The sequence below is a fragment of the Trichodesmium erythraeum IMS101 genome, from assembly GCF_000014265.1.
In the GTDB taxonomy this organism is placed as follows: Bacteria; Cyanobacteriota; Cyanobacteriia; order Cyanobacteriales; family Microcoleaceae; genus Trichodesmium; species Trichodesmium erythraeum.
Map to the genome: position 1 here is coordinate 1,479,560 of NC_008312.1, position 21,695 is coordinate 1,501,254.

Here is a 21,695-nt window from a genome sequence, read left to right on the forward strand (position 1 = left end):
TCCTGAGAAAAGCCTGATAATTAATTAGATAAGTAGGTAGCCATGAAAAAACTTAGCTATATTAAGATTTGTATACTGACTTCAAGCTTCTCTACAGAGTTGATTAGAAAACTCTTTGACGCAATAAAAATTTGCTCTTGCTCAAAAGGTTATGAAAATAAAAACAATTAATACAGTTTTAAATAGTGTTTTTTATATTTTACAGCCATTTTGAGTTATTTATTAACATGATCGTGCCTCACGTTTTTTTGTCAGTATATGGATCATAAATACAATAATTTATTACCCACCAATTGTTCACTTTAAGAACAAAACACACATAGTTAACTACTACTATACCTCTAATTAGGGCTGGCTAATTAATTCTCAAAGTATTAACACAAATTATAGTGTAGCCAAATTTTGTATCAGCACAAAAAGTACCATAATTTTGGGAGCTTAAGCTAATGTATAGATAAAATTTTGGGCATATCTAGGCTGAAAAATCAGGAGGCAATTCTTAGTACACTAAACCTGGTAACTTTGCTATTTATCTATGCTTCCATGCTTAGGTACTTTACGGCAAAAAAAACTCAACCTATTAGAAAATAGATGTACTAACCCTAATTACTTGATGTTCATTACTGCTATACTGCTGACAAACAATTACCTCAATTAGAGGAGCGACCTTATCAATTTTATCTACAGATTTTTTTTAATAACTGTGTTATAATTATTAATGTTGTAAGTATCTTTCTATATCAAGTTTAATTTATTTAAAAACATTTTTCCATAAATTGATAGAGCTTAAAGTTGCTTTTTCAATAACAATTAATTGGGGTTTGCTCAAAATTAATGATAAATGTTTTAGAATTGAAAACATGAAATTTCCGAAATGTAACTCCACCCAAGCGAGGAAAAATAGCCGAACACTTGGCCAACAGTGTTTTCCATCTCATCTCAAATCTGTGGTAGTAAACTTGTTGAATTTTCTAAAAGTCAATCCTATCCACCACAGAAAAAAGAACTATGTCTAAAGATGTATTTCAATAGAATGAGTTGACGAGCTGTCCAAAGAATAACAGAGGTTTATCATACAACTATGATCAAATTTATAAAAGATGCAGGTATAAAATTACCAGATGCCCCTAAATAGTAACAGATACCTAAAATCACCGAAATTGATAAGTTACAAACTTTTTAAGGCCACAAAAAACACAAAGTTGGGATTTAGATAATAATTAATCATTAGAAGTCAGGAATCTTATTGTGGGTCTTAGGTGATTTCCTGACGCGACGCTACCACATTTCATATTGCTTTCCGAAACGCAGCAGCACAGCTTTTGAATATCTATGGTTAATAATTAGATGCTGGCATGGCTTTTGGTATGTATGTGATGGTTATTCTGTATACACTTGTTTGATTGCTTGAGAGGAGCACTCAGTTAGTAAAACTTATATGACCAAGATGGAAAAGGAAAATAATTGACTCCGACATTATTTGGTTTGGAATCTTATACAAAACCCTGTGCTACTCTAAGTCCCTTGAGATCCTCAAATATTCTATTCGTCTTCTGCTGCACTATCTAACATTTTATATTCTTCCTATATCAGGATAGATCATTTCTAATCAGCAACGCCTAAACAACCTTTCTCTTTGATGAATTTGGTAAACCAGACATCAAAGCTGATAAAAAGAGAAAATTTCAGAAAGACCACTCGTCAGAAAAAGAACGCAAAACTCCAAAAGAAGATAGTAAAAATAGTAAAAACAGTAAAAACAAGACAATAAAAGTAGACCGAGAAGAAATATAGCAATCCCATATTGGTCGCAACAGATATAATAGTAAGAATAACAGATCTAAGAAAAAGACAAAAAATGAATATTATAGATAAACTAAATGATTTTATTAATCAAACAAAAGAGTCTAAAGAAATTAAAAGGGCCTTGGCCGTAAAAATGACCTTGTCAGGAAAATCCTACCATGAAGTCAAAGAATTATTAAATGTTTCTCACAGTTTTATTAGTGAATGGAAAAACCAAGCATTATTTCATGGTGTAGAAAGTTTAAGGCTTCAGTATCAAGGGAGACAAGGTTACTTAAAAACGGTCGAAAAAGAGAAAACAATTGAGTGGTTGAGAGCACAAGATTATCTTAGGTTATCAGATTTAAAAAACTACTTACAGGAGCAATATGATGTGGTTTTTGAGTCTAATCAAAGTTACTATAACTTGTTTAAAGAAGCGGGCATAAGTTGGAAAAAAACTCAAAAAAAGAATCCTGCTAAAAATGATTAATTAGTAGAAGTTAAAAGAAAAGAAATAGAGGAATTTTTAGCTAAATGGCAACCAGAAATAGAAACTGGAAAGCTTACAGTGTTTATGATTGATGAATGTCATCTTCTATGGGGAGACATATTAGGTTATGCTTGGGGAAAAACAGATGAAAGAATAGAAATTGCAATTAAAAATGAAAAAGAAAGACAGACTTATTATGGAGCTTTAGACTATAAAACCAAGGAATTTCTTGTGCAAGAATATGAGAGTGGAAATACTAAAAATACTATTGAATTTATTAAATATTTGCAGAAGCAAAGACCGGGCAACAAATTAGCAATATTTTGGGATGGGGCAACTTACCATAACTCTCAAGAATTTCGAGAATATTTAATGACAATTAATCAATACTTATCAGAAGAAGAATTGTTGATAAATTGTACAAGATTTGCTCCCAATGCTCCGGAGCAAAATCCTGTTGAAGATATTTGGTTACAAACCAAAAATTTCAGTATTACTTTTTATCATCTTTGCAGTTCTTTTAAAGTAGTTAAGTGGCTATTTAAGTTTTTTGCGGATGGTCAAATATTCAATTTCCCAAAACTTTTTCAGTATGAAATTTTGCCGCAACCTACTTAGGATTGCTATATTAGTCTATTATCAGGAGGATATACCACCAAATTCAGGAGGATATACCACCAAATGCAGAGTTATTTTGGTTATGAAGAAGTAATTGTTCAAGACATTTTACTCAAAACAGATAACGTATTGTTTTCTAAGGAAAAATGCTATTCTCTGCCATTAGCTCAAGTTTCAAACACACTTCTAACAAAAGGTTACGAAGGAGAATTTGGTTTAGGAATCAAAGCATTGATCATGAGCCTATACTATGATGGAAACATGAGCGAAGGTAAACTTCTAGAATTTTTATCAGATATTGGTATCTCAATGTTAGCAGGATACCTTTTATTGATCAGACATGAATCATCTTTTGTAGTTGAATTGAAACAAGTATATAGGGAGTTGTTTCTGGTTGTCGAGTATCTAGAATTACCTTGGTATAATAATCCTGCGGAGTTAGCAGCTAGAACAATGGTGCTGCGACGATCGATTAGTTATGCTACTCAGACATTTATTTGTACAAAGGCTTGGGATATTTTTATGTCCCTTGTTGACACTACTCGTAAGTTGGATATTAGCTTTTTTGAGCATATAAGCGATCACATTTCTCAGGCTGGAATTATTCTTCCTCTGGCAACTATGATTTGTGATCAAGCTTCTCTTCATTTCTGGGGTTGGTCATGGTCAATGGAATCTTTGCCTACTAACTAATTATTGAGGGAATAATAATCATATTTATGGTAATACAATAAAATAAATAGTGAGTAAGCCAATGAAACTTCGCAAAAAAACACGAATAATTATTAATACGGTGATCGCTAGTATTGTAGCAATATTATATGTCGTACAATCAATTATTTTGCTTCACCACTTCCAATATTTGGAGGCAAATTATGTTCGTCTAAATGTTGATAGAGGATTAAATATACTAGATGAGCAGTTGTCTAATTTATCTGCCATAGCAAAACAGGATAGAGTATTATTATTATCAAAAAATTTTGCTAATCAAAACCAACTAGAATCTAATGTTAACCTAACAAAGGAAGAATTTATTAATTTTAATTCTGTTAAAAACTTTTTTATTAATCAAAAACTTAACTTAATCTTACGAGTTAATTCTCAAGGAGAAATTTTATTTTCTCAAGTATTTGATCTAAATAAACAAACAGAAATACCAATATCTGAAAGCTTTAAAAAACATCTATCTCGAATTCAAAATCTGAAGCAAGAAAATTATCTTTCTAAAATAGGTATTATTATTTTACCAGAAGCACCTATGCTAATTGTTGCTACTAATGTTCCCAATGAAAAAGATAGTCTTAGCAACGATACTCTTATTGTGGGACGCTACTTAGATAATACAATGATATCAAGGTTAGCCGAATCCACAAAATTATCACTAACCATCAGTCGGAATCTACAAACTAATCAGCAGCTAAAACTAAAAAATTCAGAAATAGTTGTAAAACCCCTTAGTTCTAATAAAATAGCTGGTTACAAAATTATCAAAGATATCTATAGTCAGCCTGTTCTAATTTTACAAGTAAAAATAGATCGAATAATTAGCAATTCCCTTCAATCATTTTGGGGTTACCTTATTTTTTTATGGGTAATAGTAGGCCTTGTTTTTTGTGTGGTGATAATTGCAGTTATAGAAAAATTATTAGTCTCCCGTGTTTTACAATTGAGCAAACTAGTAAAAAAAATAGCCTCCAGTGGAGACTTTTCCTCCCGTATATCAATGCTAGGAAATGATGAGTTATCTAGTTTAGCAGGAACTATAAATAACATACTTGAAGGACTAAAAAATTATCACTCTGACTATCAAGAAAGTGAAGAAAGCTATCGACTAATGATAGAAAACTCTACTTGTATTATTTCTCGTCACTCTCTAAATGGAATTTTTCTTGATATATCACCTAATTGCAGAAATCTTTTAGGATATTCTCCATTGGAACTTCTTGGTAATCATCCCCAAAAACTTTTTGCACATGAAGATACTAAAGCAATTGCTAAAGCTTATTATGCTGTTCTCAAAAATTCAGTAACTTCAACAATTACTTACCGCCTCCTTTGTAAAGATAGTAAATATATTTGGTTGGAAACTAGTTTTCGTACAATTCGTGATTCTAAAACGGGTAAAGTACAAGAAATTATTGCACTTTCTTATGATATTTCTGAGCTGAAACAAAAAAAAGAAGAATTGCAAGAAAGTGAAGCAGCTATTCTGAGATTATATCAAATAACTTCTGCTACTTGTAAAGATAAAAATCTAGATATGGATCCGAGTTCTTTTTTTAATTATCGCCTTCAAAAGTTATTAGAAATGGGTTGTGAAAAGTTTGATCTAGAAACAGGAGTATTATTTAAAATTGAAGATGGTATATCTACTACTATAGCATCTATAACTCCTGATAATTGTATTTCTAAAGGACAAGAGTTTGAAGTAGAAAAAAATTTTATTTTTACAGCTATAACAGAAAAGCCAATATGTTTTGAATCTATTACATCTTCAGGTTTTTCTATCACAACAGATATAGATTTTCAAATCGAAGCTTATATGGGAGCACCAGTTATGGTAGGGGGTTTAGTTTATGGTACTCTCAATTTCTGGAGTCCTAAACCTCTCAGGCAGCCTTTTAAAGCTATAGATAAAGAATTATTAAAACTAATGGCGCAGTGGGTAGGTGGAGAATTAGAGCGTCAAAAAACGGCAACTGATGCAACTGATTTAGCAAAGGCTAGGGATGAAGCACTAGCTGCTACTAGAGCTAAGAGTGAGTTTCTAGCAACTATGAGTCATGAAATTAGAACCCCAATAAATGCAGTTATTGGTATGACTGGTTTACTATTAGACACTTCTCTAAAATCAGATCAAACAGAATTTGTTGAGACTATTCGCAGTAGTGGTGATGCTTTACTTACACTAATTAACGATATACTTGATTTCTCCAAAATAGAATCAGAAAAATTTGACTTGGAAGAACATCCTTTTGATTTAGAAACTTGTCTAGAAGAATCTATTGATTTATTAGTAGCAAAAGTTTCTGAACAAGGATTGGAACTTGTTTATTTCATTGACCCAGAAACTCCCACTATTGTCATCGGGGATGTTACTAGGGTACGCCAAATTTTGGTTAATCTCTTGAGCAATGCTGTAAAGTTTACTTCTGATGGTGAGGTATTAGTTTCTGTTAGCGGAAGAAAGCTAGAAATAGAGGAAAATGTACAAAATTTAGCAGTAGAAAATATTTCAGAATCTGATACTTGTGACATTTGGCCTGCTTATGAAATACAATTTTCAGTTAAAGATACAGGCATTGGTATTCCTGCTAATCGCATGAATCGTTTATTTAAGCGTTTTAGTCAAGTTGATTCTTCTACCAACCGAGAATATGGGGGTACAGGTTTAGGATTAGTTATCAGTAAAAGATTAGCTGAAATGATGGGTGGTCAGATGTGGGTTGAGAGTATGGGTGTAGTTGGAGGTAACCCCCCAGCAACTTATAGATTACCTGATTTATATGAACACTCAGCTGCTGTGAATGAAAAATCTGGTTCAACTTTTTATTTTACGATAGTTAGTAAATGCAGTATTCAGACTGTTCAAAATAAATTTATTCAAACTAATTATGTAAATGGTAGTCAGCATAAATTAGTAGATAAAAGAATACTAATTGTTGATGATAATAGTACGAATAGAACAATTTTGTTAAGGCAAACTGAATCTTGGGGGATGATAGTTAGGACTGCTGAAAATGCTAATCGTGCTTTAGAATTAATAGCAACAGAGAATAAGTTTGATGTGGCAATTATAGATATGAAAATGCCAGAAATTGACGGATTAAGTTTAGGAAAAAAAATTACTGAATATCCAATATATCAGAATTTACCTATTATACTTCTTTCTTCTCTGGGTCAGCAAGAAATTAATTTTTCTGATAAATTATTGGGATCAGTTATTAATAAACCTATTAAACAATCTCAGCTGTATGAAGCATTACTAAATATTTTTTCTGGTCAAGATGTTAAAGTAAAATTCAAAAATAATAATAAACGAAACTATCAAACAATTCCTGTATTAGCAAAGGAATTACCCCTAAGAATATTATTGGCTGATGACCATTTGGTTAATCAAAAGGTGGCTTTACGAATTTTACAACGGATGGGATATCGTGCTGATCTTGCTAGTAATGGTTTAGAAGTTTTAGCTGCTGTATTTCGTTTGCCTTATGATGTAGTTTTGATGGATGTACAAATGCCTTTAATGGACGGTTTAGAAGCTTCTCGTCACATTCAACGAGAATATGAGAATGCTACAAAATATTCTCAAAAAAGTCCTCAGAAAAGACCTCGAATTATTGCTATGACTGCTAATGTGATGCAGGGCTATCGCGAAGAATGTATAGCTGCTGGAATGGATGATTATATTAGTAAACCTATACAAATAGAGGAGCTTATCAAAGCATTGAGTAAATGTAAGTCTGTTGTTTCTGAGGTTAAAGAAAAACTAAATTTTCCACAATTAAATACTTTTCTAGAAACTGAAGATAATAATAACAACATTTTTCCTGACAAGCCTATTCTTGAAAGTAAGGTAATAGAAAATTTGAGAGAAGTGGAATACCTAGATGAATCAATAGATATTTACCTGGAGACTTCTCCCGAACTGCTAGAGAATATTAATATTGCTATTAATCAAACTGACCCGTTAAGACTTAAGAATGCTGCCCATTCTTTGAAGTCTATTAGTGGTACTTTAGGAGCAATGAATCTTTACAATATTTGTCAAGAATTAGAAGTATTAGCTCGTTTAGCTTATGAGTCAGGAAATTTTACTCCAAAAGAAGTAATAGATATTTTTTCTGAAGTGAAAATTGAGTATGAAAAAGTTATTGCTGCTTTGAAGTTAGAACAACATAAATAGTAGTACGGGAGTGATCAGAGTAGTTTTTATATGATTTTTTTTGTCAGCATTAACATGTAATAAAATTATAATAGGCTTTTTGTCAAAATATTTTATGTTACAATTAATAGTTGTTCGTTGTCTAAATTTAGGTGGCAGGATCCTCATAATTGCTTTTATATTTAGCGGTTACAGCAAATAAAGTTGAATCCTATCAACTTTTTAGTTGGCGATCGCTTGACAGTAGTGGTTACTTTGAAAATCAATAGACCTCTATGATGCCACCAAATACTTTTGCAATAGGTCTAATAATTATTAATTATAAAATATAGTTATATTAGGTGTTTAAATATTTTCAGATATCTCTAATATTCATTTATGGTTGTCGGGCAGGTCTAGTTAATTAAATTATCAGTATTAAAATCAATAATAAAACCTGACACTATTTAAGAAGTACGAATCTTTCTATTAATTGGAGTATCTCAACTTTATAGCATTTGTACTTACAGCAAATTTCGGGCGAATGATCTACAGAGTAAATAGTAAAAATCATGTAGTGATGGTAACCTCCTCTCATAGCTTTACTGTTAAACAACAGAAAGCGCTGTATCATCTTGGTGGAGACAGAGTAGATGTTTTCATGAAGAGCTGCCTTTGAGCAACAGTTTCCATGAAATGGTCTAAGAACTTTCCTATACTTACGAACCACAAAGTAGCAACAGCAGTAGCTAACTACAACCTTTTTACTCCAGCTGGGTCAGTCATTTTCCTGTGATGCCAGCCAAAACCTACCGGTTTAATATCTTTAAATAAACATTCAATCCTAAAACCTATCCCATACGAACATAAACTATACCTCAGTAATTTGAGAAAAGCATTTATCTAGTTTTTTGGTTAAACTCACCCCAATAATAACGATATAATTCACTAAACTATCTTTGTAAAAATACAGAAATTTTCTCTACAGCTCTTGACAAAACCTCTGGTCTATGCACTAAAGCAAACCTCACATACCCTTCTCCCGCCTTACCAAAACCAGCCCCTGGGGCAACTGCTACCCCAGTGTTTTCCACTAAATCTACACAGAAATCCACAGAATCATTAGACCATAATTTCGGTAACTTTGTCCAAACATACATGGTTGCTGATGGCATTGGCACAGTCCAACCAATATTATCCAATGCCTCAATAAAAATGTCCCGCCGTTGGCGAAAAATGTCTACAGTTTTTCTGACCACCTCTTGGGGACCAGTTAAAGCTGCGATCGCCCCATTAAAAATGCCACGATATTGATTAAAGTCAATACAAGCTTTAACCTGTCGTAAAGCTTGAATCAACTGAGCATTACCAATAGCATAGCCCACACGAAAACCCCCCATACTATAAGACTTAGACATAGTAAAAAATTCTATAGAAACACTTTTTTCTACGTCAGCTTGAAAAATAGAAGGAGCTTCAGAAGATGAATTAAAAACAAAATCCAGATAAGGAGCATCGTGAACCAAGACCAAATTATGTTTTTGGCAAAAAGCCACAGCTTCTTGGAGAAATGATATTGGAGCGATCGCCGTTGTGGGATTATGAGGATAACTCAAAATCATCATTTTTGCCTGAGCCAAGACATGTTGAGGAATATCTCCCAAGACAGGCAAAAACTTATTTTCTGCTAATAAAGGCATGGGGTAAACCTGACCTCCGGCCAAATACACCCCACCACTATGAGAAGGATAGCCAGGGTCTTGCAGCAAAGCAAAATCTCCGGGATCCAGGATAGCCAAAGGTAAATGGGCCGTACCTTCCTGGGAACCAATTAAAGCTAAAACTTCAGTTTCCGGGTTTAGTGAAATGTCAAACTTATTACTATACCACCGAGCTACTGCCTCCCTAAAAGCTTGAGTGCTAGAAAATAATGAATAACCATGAGTATTAGAATCTTGTAGAGATTGAGATATCGCCTCTAAAGCGTGACGAGGCGCAGGTAAATCAGAAGATCCTAAAGACAAATCTATTAAATCTTGTCCTGCTGCCTTTGCCCTACCCTTAGCCCTATCCATATCAGCAAAGACATTAAAGCTTAAAGGTTTTAAACGTTTTGATAAATGCATTTTGACTAAATTTTCCTAAGAAAAAAACGGAGATGAACAAAAAGGCTTATTGTTTATTAACAAAAAATATTAAAAATACCATACTATATACAATCTGACAACAATAGCAGTTAGGGGTGCAAAACCAGTTCACTAAGTAAACGCTAGAGTAGTTAGCAGTGCAAAACCAGGTTACTAAGTGAGTGCTAGTCTTGGTTTTGCCAATTAATAGCTTATCTGAGCGCCACCCTACCAAGGGTTAGTTAACTGTTGTTGATTTACTAATATTTATTCACTATTAGTTTATATATATTGATCTAGTTATACTTACAGTGGCTTGGTTTTGCTGATGAGGTAAATTAATTTCGGGCAAGATGCCTGCATTACAATAACTGAAAAAGCCCATTCCCTAATTACTTAACTATCTATTCAAAAAGTTTTAGTAGGTGTTAGAGTTAAATGAGTTTCATTTTAATTGAAGGATATCTTAATTCTAATCTTAGATAACCTGATAACAATTTATGTTTAACTTGATCAATAGGTATCTTCAAAAATGCAGATTTTGAAACAGCAGGTAAGGCTTTGAGAACCTTTTTTGGAGATATTTAATAGTTTTTCCGGTTTCTCACTGCTCTAATATTTTTTCAAAAATTCCAGACTAACATAGCACAGGCCATAAGATTTTTTTTAATTTGACTGATACGAAATTAACCAAACTCTATGCCTGTCAATTGCTTAAGTTCTCTGTGTGTTAAACTTTTTTACTTTCCATCTAGGCAAAAGACTCAAACTCTATAAAATCTACTGAAAATTAACTTAAGTCTAAGGTAGAAATATATTCCGTTCTATTGGTAGAAATACTTGCCCCTAAAGATTTTAGCTTTTATTACTAAACAATATATCTCTTGCAGGTATTGCTCGAGGAAGCCAGGTAGGGTGAAATTTGACTTATAAATTATGCTAATCGCAAATATGCTTAAGTTCCAAAATATGCTAGAGATGTCCTCTAAAAAAAAAGTTCGATTGACTATTCAGTGTGATAAGATTTAGTCATTTGTACCATAAAGGTAATAAACAGTAGATTTAGCAGGCTCAATATATTAGCATCAAAGAAATTGTTGGAGCTTACAGATCGCGATCGCAGTATAGATGGAGCTAGAGAATTGTGAAATTATTTACCTGTTGTTTATGGACAGTTTGCACTAACTTCACATACTTTTGGTCAGCACAAGAAGAAATATTCTCAAGCACATGGCATCAAGCCGTTAGTAAAACAAGTTATCCAAAAGTAATCTAACTAATTAACTATATTGAGAGATTGAAATGTAGCATTAGACAGAGAACATTTGGCAATTTTGAGAAAAACTTGATTATTTTCTAAAAAAGATCGAAAATCATATTGAAGCTATCTGGTATTTCCCGAACTAGTATAAATAAGTCCTTACTTGTGTCGGACTACCCAAAAAATGAAAATATCAATGTCAAAATTGTCAGAGATAATTTGTCTCAAATAGTCAAATAAATTATATTAGTAGTAATTAAACCAAAGAACTCCACAAATAAATTACTGCTATAAAAAATTAGTTTGGCTGGTTTAATGTCTGTCAAATGTATGTTAAACAAATATATCCATCATTACGTCAATAATTAAGTATGCTCAGATTTCCCAGTCTATTAAATGTACTAAAAAAAACACAATATTAATTATAATTAATCCCGACGCTTCCTTTTAGGAAAGCGTGGGTTTTTTCACAACATTTAGAGATAATAGATAAAAAATATCTTGTTCATGCTAAATGAGCTTCTAATCTCTCAACTAACTTATTCAATGTAATGCTTCCTTCATGGGAAAGTAATAATTTTTTATTCCCAAACAGTCTAAGTGCAGGAACTCCTTCAACCTTATATGACTTTACGGTTTCTGGGTTAGGATCAACCTCCATCTTGACCACTTTTAGACGATCACTATACGTAGTGGCCACTTTTTCCACGGAAGGGGATACTAATTTACATGGACCACACCAACTAGCCCAAAAGTAAGCCAATACAAGTTTTTCTGATTGGAGGACTTCACCTTCAAATTCAGAATCAGTAATGACAACAACATTGCTACTCACGTTTCTTCTATCTCACTCATATTTACTAAAATTTTCTGACAAATATTTTCTATTGATTTTATCTATTCTATCATAATTACCTGGCGGAGTGACATAACAGACTAAAAATTTTAATTGACAAAGTTTGCAGTTGTCCTACTTCTGTAATAATTGAGCCGTTTTTGATAAATTTGGCCATCATCTCTTCAACTTTCTCTGGCAAAATTTCCCAGGCATTTAACCAAGCTTGACCTCTATTTCCCGTATAAAAGTGGGGATGTCGTCTATATTTTTTCCCTTTTTCTGTGGTCAGGTTTACATAATTTGCTACTCCTTTTGCGCAAATTATTTTGCCGTTTTTTAAGGATTAAAAATATACTAAAGTGGTCAATAATGTTATGGCAATTAATCGTTATCCCTTGACTTTAGTTCATCCCATCTTATAGCCTCGAATCTTAAAATTCCGGAAATTTATTCGATATATATTCACTTTTTACCAATATTGATTGCTATTTATAAACCAAAATATTTGTTCATATAAACTATGAATCTTCTGCTGTTATACTGACTTACTCTTATTTTATATTTACTTAAAATTTTCTTGATTAAAAACCTCTAGTATTAGTGAATTTTACTTGTTGTAAATATATAGATATTCCCGGCTTTATCCCTCATTAGAAAGTTATTCACTATTCCCCGACTTACTATTCACAATTATTTTTACCTTTCTATATACAAGTTTTTTTTCAGTCTCAGACAAAAGCATATCTTTTTTTGCTATTTTAACTATTTTTCTGGTTCCAGACTACAAAATTATCGGTCTCCTAAAATCACTTTTTGATGACTTGAGAATAAATTTAAAACTTTCAATAATAATTATCTTTTTTCAGAAAAGTTACTGTTTCCTTTTTTGTCTAAGTTGGTAATGTAAATTGGTCTGCTACGGCGCTGATAAACTAGGCTCACAACTAACAAATTTACTACGACCTGATCCTAAGTTTTATTTATAACTAAATATAATAGTTCCCTTGAAAGAAAATTCTGATTTATCCAATCTTTGATAATAGAAAACCATAAAGTTTTAAATTGAATATTTACATCCGATAAAAATTTTTGCAAACCTCGACGACAACTCTGAAATTTAATATATTTTAGTATTTGATTAGCTAGGGTTTTTCACCTTACCCAGATAAGGTTTTCAAGTAGGAAAATTAGAATTTTTTATATAAGCTAGATACTCCTAGTTAATTGATTTTCTATGTGTTTATGGTACAACCAGGGGAGTTTGTTCTTTATTAAATTAGCTTTGTTGATAATTATTGGGCTCATCTTTTTTTACCTTGTTTTACCTGAGTTCGATATAAATAAAAAGGACAGAAGGTAGGTAGAATAAACTTTATCTCAATTCCTTATGTTTATTGATAATAAATAGATAATTTAAAACTATCCAAAATATTTAAATTTTGGTCATTAATGAATTTTTGAATTGTTTATTAAACGTTATTTAATATCTATTTTATTTATAAATTAGGTAAAATTTTTTATTCATTTTTATCTGATTTAATTGCTGGTTTTTCTCTGGAAAACTATAAGCAATTAATCAAGCAATTTTATTCACTATAAAATTTTGCAAACTTCGATTTTAACAGTGCACAAGTTGTGAAATATTTTTTAATTTTTCATTGAAATTTTTAATTAATGAACGTTTTAATACACATTAATTTTTTTTCCATAAATCTACTAATTTATTTTTCATATTTTTCTGATAAAGAGTTACTAAAATTAGATTATTTCCGTATAATTTATCAAATAAATTTTGAGATATATAGCCTTTATCTCCAAATAAATTACCCTTTTTTTTTGAGATAAATTTGAGATAAAAATGTAACTTTTTTGCCTCGTCTAAGCTAATATTTTTGCAAGTTTATTAATAATTAAGTGCAGTTTAAATCCAAAATATCAATCTATTGAACTCTTAGCCTATCTTGCTAACCTCTTAAACACTTTATTTATTTTGGCTCTTTTATTATGACAAATTTTAATGCTCATACAATCAATAAAAAAATATCTGTGCAGTTACCTTTTTGTCTATTAAGGTAAATCTCTAGAAGGTATTAATGTTAATGGTATTAATTCAAAAAAACAATTTTGACTTACCAAACAAGGAAAACATTTCTGTGCAGTTACCTTTTTGTCTATTAAGGTAAATCTCTAGAAGGTATTAATGTTAATGGTATTAATTCAAAAAAACAATTTTGACTTACCAAACAAGGAAAACATTTCTGTGCAGTTACCTTTTTGTCTATTAAGGTAAATCTCTAGAAGGTATTAATATTAATGGTATTAATTCAAAAAAACAATTTTGACTTACCAAACAAGGAAAACATTTTTGATAATATTTATTTTTTTTTTATTTATAATAAGCTTTAAAATTACGACCAATAGACTTATTAAAATAAATCATTATTGTCATGAATTTACTTAAAAATAGGCGAGATATTTTTATTATTTTTCTTTGACAATTTTTCAGAAAATTAAAGTTAATATTTTTTTTAAAATAAAGATAAAACTTACCTATATTACAAAATAATTATTCTAATTAAATAATTATATTTTTCTCAATTAACAAGAGTTATGTTTTGAAACAATCAGGAAAAAATAATCATGAATAATGCTAAATAATTTAAAATCATTTAGCATTATTTAAAAAAAAAATTACTTTGTTTTCTTGTGACATCTTGCCCATTATCAATAAATATTGCTTGTTGAAAATAATTTATTTTTTGTAAATTAGTGAAACTATAAAGTGGAAAATTTTGGGAATAACTATTACTCGCTAAAGCTTACGGCTATCTCAAAGTTAGAAACTTTATCAAAAAACTATAAACCCTGTAAGCAAATTCTTATAATGCTTTCAGCCTTTAAAGCCAATATTTTTTTAGGATAACTTTGTACTCTTCAAAAACTTTTTAAAACCCTTTTTTGACCTCTGCCCAGTATAAGTACCATCTTTTTATTGATGGGGTAATCTTTTTGACATTTGACATTTGATTTTTTAATTTTGACTGATATGAAAAGGTTAACTTCTGACTTCTGACTATCGCAATAAAACTTTACACGAACTCACCCCCCATAAAGTCCTAACCTGAACCCCGCCTCTGATAGACTTTAACACTGGGAGAGCAAAATCAAAAACTTTTCCTGTTTCATTGAGAGAATAAAAAAATTATGGATAATGTAATCGGTTTAGAAATTATCGAAGTAGTAGAACAAGCAGCGATCGCCTCTGCTCGTTGGATGGGAAAAGGGGAGAAAAATACTGCAGACGAAGTAGCTGTAGAAGCTATGCGCGAACGTATGAACAAAATTCACATGAGAGGCCGCATTGTAATTGGAGAAGGGGAGCGAGATGAAGCACCCATGCTCTACATTGGGGAAGAAGTAGGAATTTGTACTCAGCCTGATGCGAAAAAAATGTGTGAGGTAGAACAGCTAATCGAGATTGACATAGCAGTGGACCCTTGTGAAGGTACAAACCTAGTTGCTTATGGTCAAAATGGTTCTATGGCAGTATTAGCTATTTCTGAGAAAGGTGGTTTGTTGGCAGCACCAGATGTCTATATGAAAAAACTAGCGGCACCAGCAGTAGCTAAAAATCATGTAGATATTAATAAGTCGGCTACCGAAAACCTCAAAATTATTTCAGAATGCATGGACCGTGCTGTTGAAGAATTGGTAGTTGTAGTTATGGATCGTCCACGTCACAAACAGTTAATTAGTGAAATTCGTCAAGCTGGTGCTAGAGTTCGTCTAATTAGTGATGGTGACGTTTCTGCTGCAATTTCCTGTGCATTTGCAGGTACAAATATTCATGCTTTGATGGGTATTGGTGCAGCCCCAGAGGGAGTAATTTCTGCAGCAGCTATGCGTGCTTTAGGAGGCCATTTCCAAGGACAACTGATTTATGACCCAGCTATTGTCAAAACTGGTTTAATTGGAGAAAGCAAAGAAGATAATATGAAGCGACTCAAAGATATGGGTATTGAAGATCCAGACAAAGTTTATAATGCTGAAGAATTAGCTTCTGGAGAAACAGTCCTATTTGCAGCTTGTGGTATTACTCCTGGTACTCTGATGGAAGGAGTACGTTTCTTCCCCAATGGCGCTCGTACCCAAAGTTTAGTTATTTCTTCTCAGTCAAAAACTGCTCGTTTTGTAGATACTGTTCATATGTTTGGAGAAACAAAAACACTGCAGCTGAAATAGAAATAGTATTAGGTAAATTAGAGCTAGATATAGTTAATAAAAATTTGCCTAAAATTCTCAAATTTACTCATCGGCTAAAAATGCCACATTAAGAGAATGCTTATAATTGTAAAACTTCGTGTTTGACTTTTGAAATGAGACTTAAAGGGAAGTATTAATCTTGAAAAATATTCAAGAACTAAATAGTTTGTTGGAAAGTCACCTTTGTAGAAAGTCAAAATATTTTAACAGCCAGTCTGTTAAGGATTTAATGAAACAAGAAGTGAACATTAAATCTTCAATTATCTTTAGCATGGGTAAGTTTTATAAAGCAGCTTAGAAAATATGGAATTGAGATTGGAGCATTCTAATACTCAAAATTAATTCCTAAGTTAAGTTATTAGCTATGAGCTATTAGTACTTAGCAATAAAAATGAGATACAAATGAGAGACAAACCAGGGTAAGTTATATCAGTTTCTAAAATTATTACTCAAAAAATTTAGAATTTTTTCTATAGATAGAATTCGCTGAAATGATATTTCTTGACTTCGGTACTCTGGAAAATTATTAATCTTTTAGGGTAGGTTTTAAGGTTTGAAGTTAAATATTTTAGTTAGATAGATACGAAAAATTTAACCATCCATAAAACCTACCTTATTTTTGTTTAATTATAATCGGTGTCAAAATGATAGAAATTTTTCCTAGTTCATCCTTTAAGGTATGATTTTAATCAAAAAAAAACGAAACAATTAACAAAATAAAAATTATATGAATATTGCAGTAATAGGACTGAGTCACAAAACAGCTCCTGTCGAAGTTCGAGAAAAATTAAGTCTTCCAGAAACAGAAATACAAAATGCAATTTCTGAATTGTGTAGTGGAACTTATACCCAAGAAGTAGGAATTCTTAGTACCTGTAATCGTTTAGAAATTTATGTAGTTACTAATGAAATGCAGCCTGGTATTAGGGAAGTAACTCAGTTTCTTTCTGAGTCTAGTAAAATACCTTTAAATCAGCTTCGTCCTCACTTATTTATGTTACTCCATGAAGATTCTATTATGCACTTAATGCGAGTTGCTTCTGGATTAGATAGTTTAGTATTAGGTGAAGGGCAAATTTTAGCTCAGGTTAAACAAACTCATAAACTTGGACAAAAATATAAGGGTATTGGACGTATTCTTAACCGTTTATTTAAGCAGGCTGTAACTGCTGGAAAAAGGGTACGGACAGAAACAAGCATTGGTACTGGCGCTGTTTCTGTTAGTTCTGCTGCAGTGGAATTAGCTCAGATGAAATTAGAGGATTTATCTAATTACCAAGTGGCTATTGTGGGTGCTGGTAAAATGTCAAAATTACTGGTGCAACATTTATTAGCTAAAGGGGCAAATAAGATATCAATAATTAATCGTTCTGTGGGACGCGCTCAGGATTTAGCAAATAGTTTTAAAGATGCAAATATAAAAGTTTATTCTATGTTAGAAATGGTTCAGGTTATTGGTGAATCAGATCTAGTATTTACTAGCACTGCTGCAACTGAACTGATTTTAGATAAAGCCAAATTAGAAACAATTTTAGACCCTTTAAAACCTCTAATGTTGGTGGATATTTCTGTACCTCGTAATATTGGTAATGATGTCAGTGAATTGCCAAATGTTCGTTGTTTTAATGTGGATGATTTAAAGGCGGTTGTTGCTCAAAATAGAGAAAGTCGTCGCCAAATGGCTATGGAAGCTGAGGTTTTATTAGAGGAAGAGGTAGAAGCTTTTGATGTATGGTGGAAAAGTTTGGAAACTGTTCCGACTATTAATTCTTTACGACAAAAAATAGAGACTATTAGAGAACAAGAATTAGAAAAAGCTTTATCTCGTTTAGGTTCAGAATTTGCCGAAAAACATCAAGAGGTAATTGAGGCTTTAACTAGGGGTATTGTGAATAAAATTTTGCATGATCCGATGGTACAGTTACGAGCGCAACAGGATATTGAGGCCAGGCGTCATGCAATGGAGACTTTACAACTTTTGTTTAATTTAGAGTCGGAAATGAGTTCTGGGAAGGTAATTTAGTTAGAGTTTTTGGGTTTTGGTGAATTGGTAATTTTTTTATTTTTTTGTCTATTAGTGTCTTATAAAAAACTATAGTTAGTAAGTTTCATAATAATAAAAATTAATTACCTCATCACCAATACTCTTAATGAAGTTAGAAGTCAGAAATTGTTTTTGTAAAAGTAATTTTAATTTTGAGAACTATCCAAAAATATTTTTCTAAATAAAATATACTATAAATAAAATAATGACAGATAAAAATAATCTGCCAAAACAACTAAGTTTATTTAATTTGAATTCAACAAATATAGAAGATTTAGCAACTCCTAAAGGTTACAAGGGAATTGCAGCATTTCATAAATATTGGGGAAAAAAGCCAATAGAATGTCTTTCATTTTTGATTGAATCATTAACAACGGAAAATGATATTATTTTAGATCCTTTTTTAGGTTCTGGGTTAGTAGCAAGAGAGTCAATATCTAGAAAGAGGCGATTTATTGGTATTGATATTAATCCTATATCAGTAGAACTAGCAAAGATGTTAATTGATTTACCATCTCATTTACATTTAAGAGAAATACTAAGTTCTTTTGAAGAAAATATTAAACCTAAAATAGAGGCAACTTATACTTTGGATGATGGCAATATTGCTAGTCACTATTTATGGGAAGAAGAAAAAATAAAATCTGTTTGGACTATTGCAAAAGGAGGCAGAAAGCGGGAAGAAAGAATACCAACAGAGTATGATTATAATTTGATTGAGCAATTTCAAAATTATCAGCCAAAAATTCCTAGAGAAATTAATCTTTTTCAAAATAGCAGAATTAATACAAAAGATAATTTTAAATTAACAGATTTATTGACTTGTAGAGCTTTGCATAATATAGACATTTTACTAGAAGCAATAAATCAACAAGATAATGAATTGAAGAAAGCTTTATTACTTTCATTAACTTCTGCTTCTGGGCAAATGTCTAAGATGGTATTTGCTATTACAGGACGTGGAAAAAACAAAAATCAACCTACAAAAAAAATAGAAGTAGGTAGTTGGGTAATAGGATATTGGCGACCTACACTTCACTTTGAAATTAATGTCTGGAATTGTTTTGAAAGACGTGTTAAAAAGCTAATTAAAGCTATTGACGAAATTGATGATATAAACACATCTAATTTATCTGGTCAATTAATAGATGTTGTGAATTATAAGGCTAATGTAGCTATTGTAGAAGGAGATAATAGAAAAGTATTATCTGAATGTCCTGATGAAATTATTTCATTAATTGTAGCAGACCCTCCTCATAGCGATCGTATTCCCTATTTAGAGTTGAGTGAAATGTGGAATTCTCTGATTGGTAAAAAGCCAAATTTTTCAGATGAAATAGTTATTTCAAATGCCGTAATTCGAGGTAAAGATCGAAAAACTTATATCAAAGAAATGGGAATTTTTTTTGATAATACTGCCAGAATTTTAAAGCCAGGAGGTATTTTGGCTTTATTTTTTAATTCCAAAGATCGAGAAATTTGGAACTTTCTTAATCAAATAATTTTATCGTCAACAGAAATTAATTTTCGAGGCTATTTTCCTATGAAATATTCTTCTAATTCAGTATTACAGAATAATAGAACTGGCAGTCTTAAACATGATTTTGTGCTAATTTATCAGAAGTCAGGAAAAAGATCTTCAGAGTTTTTTCAATCACTGATAGTTATTCCTGGTTGGCGTTCAGAATTTCCTAATTATGCTGATAATTAATAAAAAAGTAAAAAATTTTGAGGCTATTTTCCTATGAAATATTCTTATAATTCAGTAGTACAGAATCATAGAAATGGTAGTTTTAAAAATAATTTTGTACTAATTTATCAGAAGTCAGGAAAAAGAGCTTCAGAGGTTTTTTAATCATTGACAGTTCTTTCTGGTTGGCGTTCAAAATTTATTAATTATGCTGATAATTAATAAAAAAGTAAAAAATGAAGTATATCAGAAAAGTTGTTGAATAATTTTGATTAATTATCTCAACTTTATACAGAAGAAAATTTTTATGAATTAATATCATTGCCACTAGTTTGAGATTTTCTTAAGCTACATTTAATTGCTGGTAAATGTTACCTGATATATTTATGTAAAAAAGCAGGATTTTTCTACAGAGAAAATCTTAACTAAAAATCTTTTGGTAACTCTATACAAAACTTAAATTTATAAAACTATAATGAATAAAGTTATTAAGGATATTTATGAACAAAAAAAACTGAAATAATAATAAATGAACCAGCACTTTTAGCAGAGCTTTATAAACTATGAGTTTTTAATTAGGCAGGAATATATCAAAACTATATAGGGTTTTTTAAGTTAGGTTGATACAGTTTTTTCTCTTTTCTATACCCTATTTTTCTTGCTTACTAATCTTTCATGGAATTTCCATCCACTTCCCCTGCTAAAACAAATAAATTTTGTACCTCAAGAGTTTGGGAATTGCTATATTAATAAATATTTTGTAGATAACTATATAAAAAAAATAACTAACTATGATAAGTTAATAGAAACAATAGAACATAAAATATTAAATAGCTTAAAATGATTTGTGTTATTCTCCTGGTTCAATATTAATTGAAGATATTTTTAAAGACCACACTCGCGTTCTATTTACAGTTAGAAAAATTAAGCAGTTTGACTTTTTTATTGATGGTATCCCCTTTGACTTCAAAATGACTTATTTCCCTGGAGAATTTATGAAAAAGTAAAGATAAGAAAGAGGTTTAGTCAGTGAAGAATTATCAGCATTGAAAAAAGCAGCTAAATATTTTCAAATACCTTTTGATACTAAGTGTTATAAAAACGATTTAATCATTGACTTAATTACAGTTTTTTATGAAAGTTTAGATGAACAAGTAAAAACGTTTTACAAAAGTATTTTTTCTGCAAGATATGAAATAATTAATCACACAATATCAAATCTTCGCCAATTATTATTTTGGCTTTACGAGAATTATGGTAGTTAAAGATTAGATACTAATATTTGTTTATTTTTGGTAGTTATAGATCAAAATTATTTGGAATATATTTGAAAATTTAAACGAGATTATAAACTACTAAAAAGAGAAATCTAAAGTTATCAAGATAACCATAGTTTTAATCTAAATCAACTTTTGATGAAATGGTATTATAAAGGTCAAAACTATCAAAGTTATACAGATTTTTTGTTGGCATTTAAGTAAATGTGAGAAGAGTAAAAAAACTCTAAATTTATAAAAAAATTACTGTGGAAAGTTATAACTGTGAGTCAAGCAAAGCCTATTCCTAAAAAATGTGGCGCACCGAGGGTATCAACTATTGCGTATGTTAGAATAATATTAAATATTACAAAAATTACAACCTATATTCCGTGCCACAAATATAATGCAAAAGTATTTTTAAGGCATAATTTGGGTTATAGCCTCTTTTCTT

At 31.0% G+C, this 21,695-nt stretch carries 10 protein-coding genes and 1 pseudogene; 6 read left to right on the forward strand and 5 right to left on the reverse strand.

What is annotated here, in order from left to right:
• Positions 1 to 1,858 precede the first annotated feature (1,858 nt).
• The 3 genes and pseudogenes from TERY_RS32295 to TERY_RS04425 all read left to right on the forward strand — a co-directional run bounded on the left by TERY_RS32295 (position 1,859) and on the right by TERY_RS04425 (position 7,805).
• Positions 1,859 to 2,896 (forward strand): annotated as a pseudogene (locus TERY_RS32295) (IS630 family transposase).
• Positions 2,897 to 2,959: 63 nt separating this feature from the next.
• Positions 2,960 to 3,589: a hypothetical protein gene (locus TERY_RS34450; protein WP_011610723.1), complete on the forward strand. Its 630-nt coding sequence runs from the start codon at positions 2,960 to 2,962 to the stop codon at positions 3,587 to 3,589.
• Positions 3,590 to 3,650: 61 nt separating this feature from the next.
• Positions 3,651 to 7,805, forward strand: coding sequence for a response regulator (locus TERY_RS04425; protein WP_011610724.1), 4,155 nt, complete (start codon positions 3,651 to 3,653; stop codon positions 7,803 to 7,805).
• A 911-nt stretch (positions 7,806 to 8,716) separates the two neighbouring features.
• Here the strand turns inward: TERY_RS04425 and TERY_RS04430 are convergent.
• The 5 genes from TERY_RS04430 to TERY_RS36190 all read right to left on the reverse strand — a co-directional run bounded on the left by TERY_RS04430 (position 8,717) and on the right by TERY_RS36190 (position 14,040).
• Positions 8,717 to 9,889 carry an LL-diaminopimelate aminotransferase gene (locus TERY_RS04430; RefSeq protein WP_011610725.1) on the reverse strand — a complete coding sequence of 391 codons (1,173 nt, stop codon included), beginning with the start codon at positions 9,887 to 9,889 and terminating at the stop codon, positions 8,717 to 8,719.
• A 1,766-nt stretch (positions 9,890 to 11,655) separates the two neighbouring features.
• On the reverse strand, positions 11,656 to 11,985 hold the full coding sequence (locus TERY_RS04435) for a thioredoxin domain-containing protein (protein WP_011610726.1): 330 nt from the start codon (positions 11,983 to 11,985) through the stop codon (positions 11,656 to 11,658).
• A 76-nt stretch (positions 11,986 to 12,061) separates the two neighbouring features.
• Positions 12,062 to 12,187: a hypothetical protein gene (locus tag TERY_RS36185; protein WP_370496613.1), complete on the reverse strand. Its 126-nt coding sequence runs from the start codon at positions 12,185 to 12,187 to the stop codon at positions 12,062 to 12,064.
• 1,494 nt (positions 12,188 to 13,681) lie between these two features.
• On the reverse strand, positions 13,682 to 13,876 hold the full coding sequence (locus TERY_RS27115; RefSeq protein WP_081432524.1) for a transposase: 195 nt from the start codon (positions 13,874 to 13,876) through the stop codon (positions 13,682 to 13,684).
• 68 nt (positions 13,877 to 13,944) lie between these two features.
• On the reverse strand, positions 13,945 to 14,040 hold the full coding sequence (locus tag TERY_RS36190) for a transposase (RefSeq protein ID WP_370497143.1): 96 nt from the start codon (positions 14,038 to 14,040) through the stop codon (positions 13,945 to 13,947).
• A 1,152-nt stretch (positions 14,041 to 15,192) separates the two neighbouring features.
• Here TERY_RS36190 and glpX point away from each other — a divergent pair.
• The 3 genes from glpX to TERY_RS04450 all read left to right on the forward strand — a co-directional run bounded on the left by glpX (position 15,193) and on the right by TERY_RS04450 (position 20,006).
• Positions 15,193 to 16,230: a class II fructose-bisphosphatase gene (gene glpX, locus TERY_RS04440; protein WP_011610727.1), complete on the forward strand. Its 1,038-nt coding sequence runs from the start codon at positions 15,193 to 15,195 to the stop codon at positions 16,228 to 16,230.
• A gap of 748 nt (positions 16,231 to 16,978) precedes the next feature.
• Entirely contained in the window at positions 16,979 to 18,274 is a 1,296-nt protein-coding gene (locus TERY_RS04445; RefSeq protein WP_011610728.1) for a glutamyl-tRNA reductase, read from the forward strand.
• Between the two features lie 226 nt (positions 18,275 to 18,500).
• Positions 18,501 to 20,006 (forward strand): DNA methyltransferase, encoded by a 1,506-nt coding sequence (locus TERY_RS04450; protein WP_011610729.1) that lies wholly within the window; start codon positions 18,501 to 18,503, stop codon positions 20,004 to 20,006.
• Positions 20,007 to 21,695 lie beyond the last annotated feature (1,689 nt).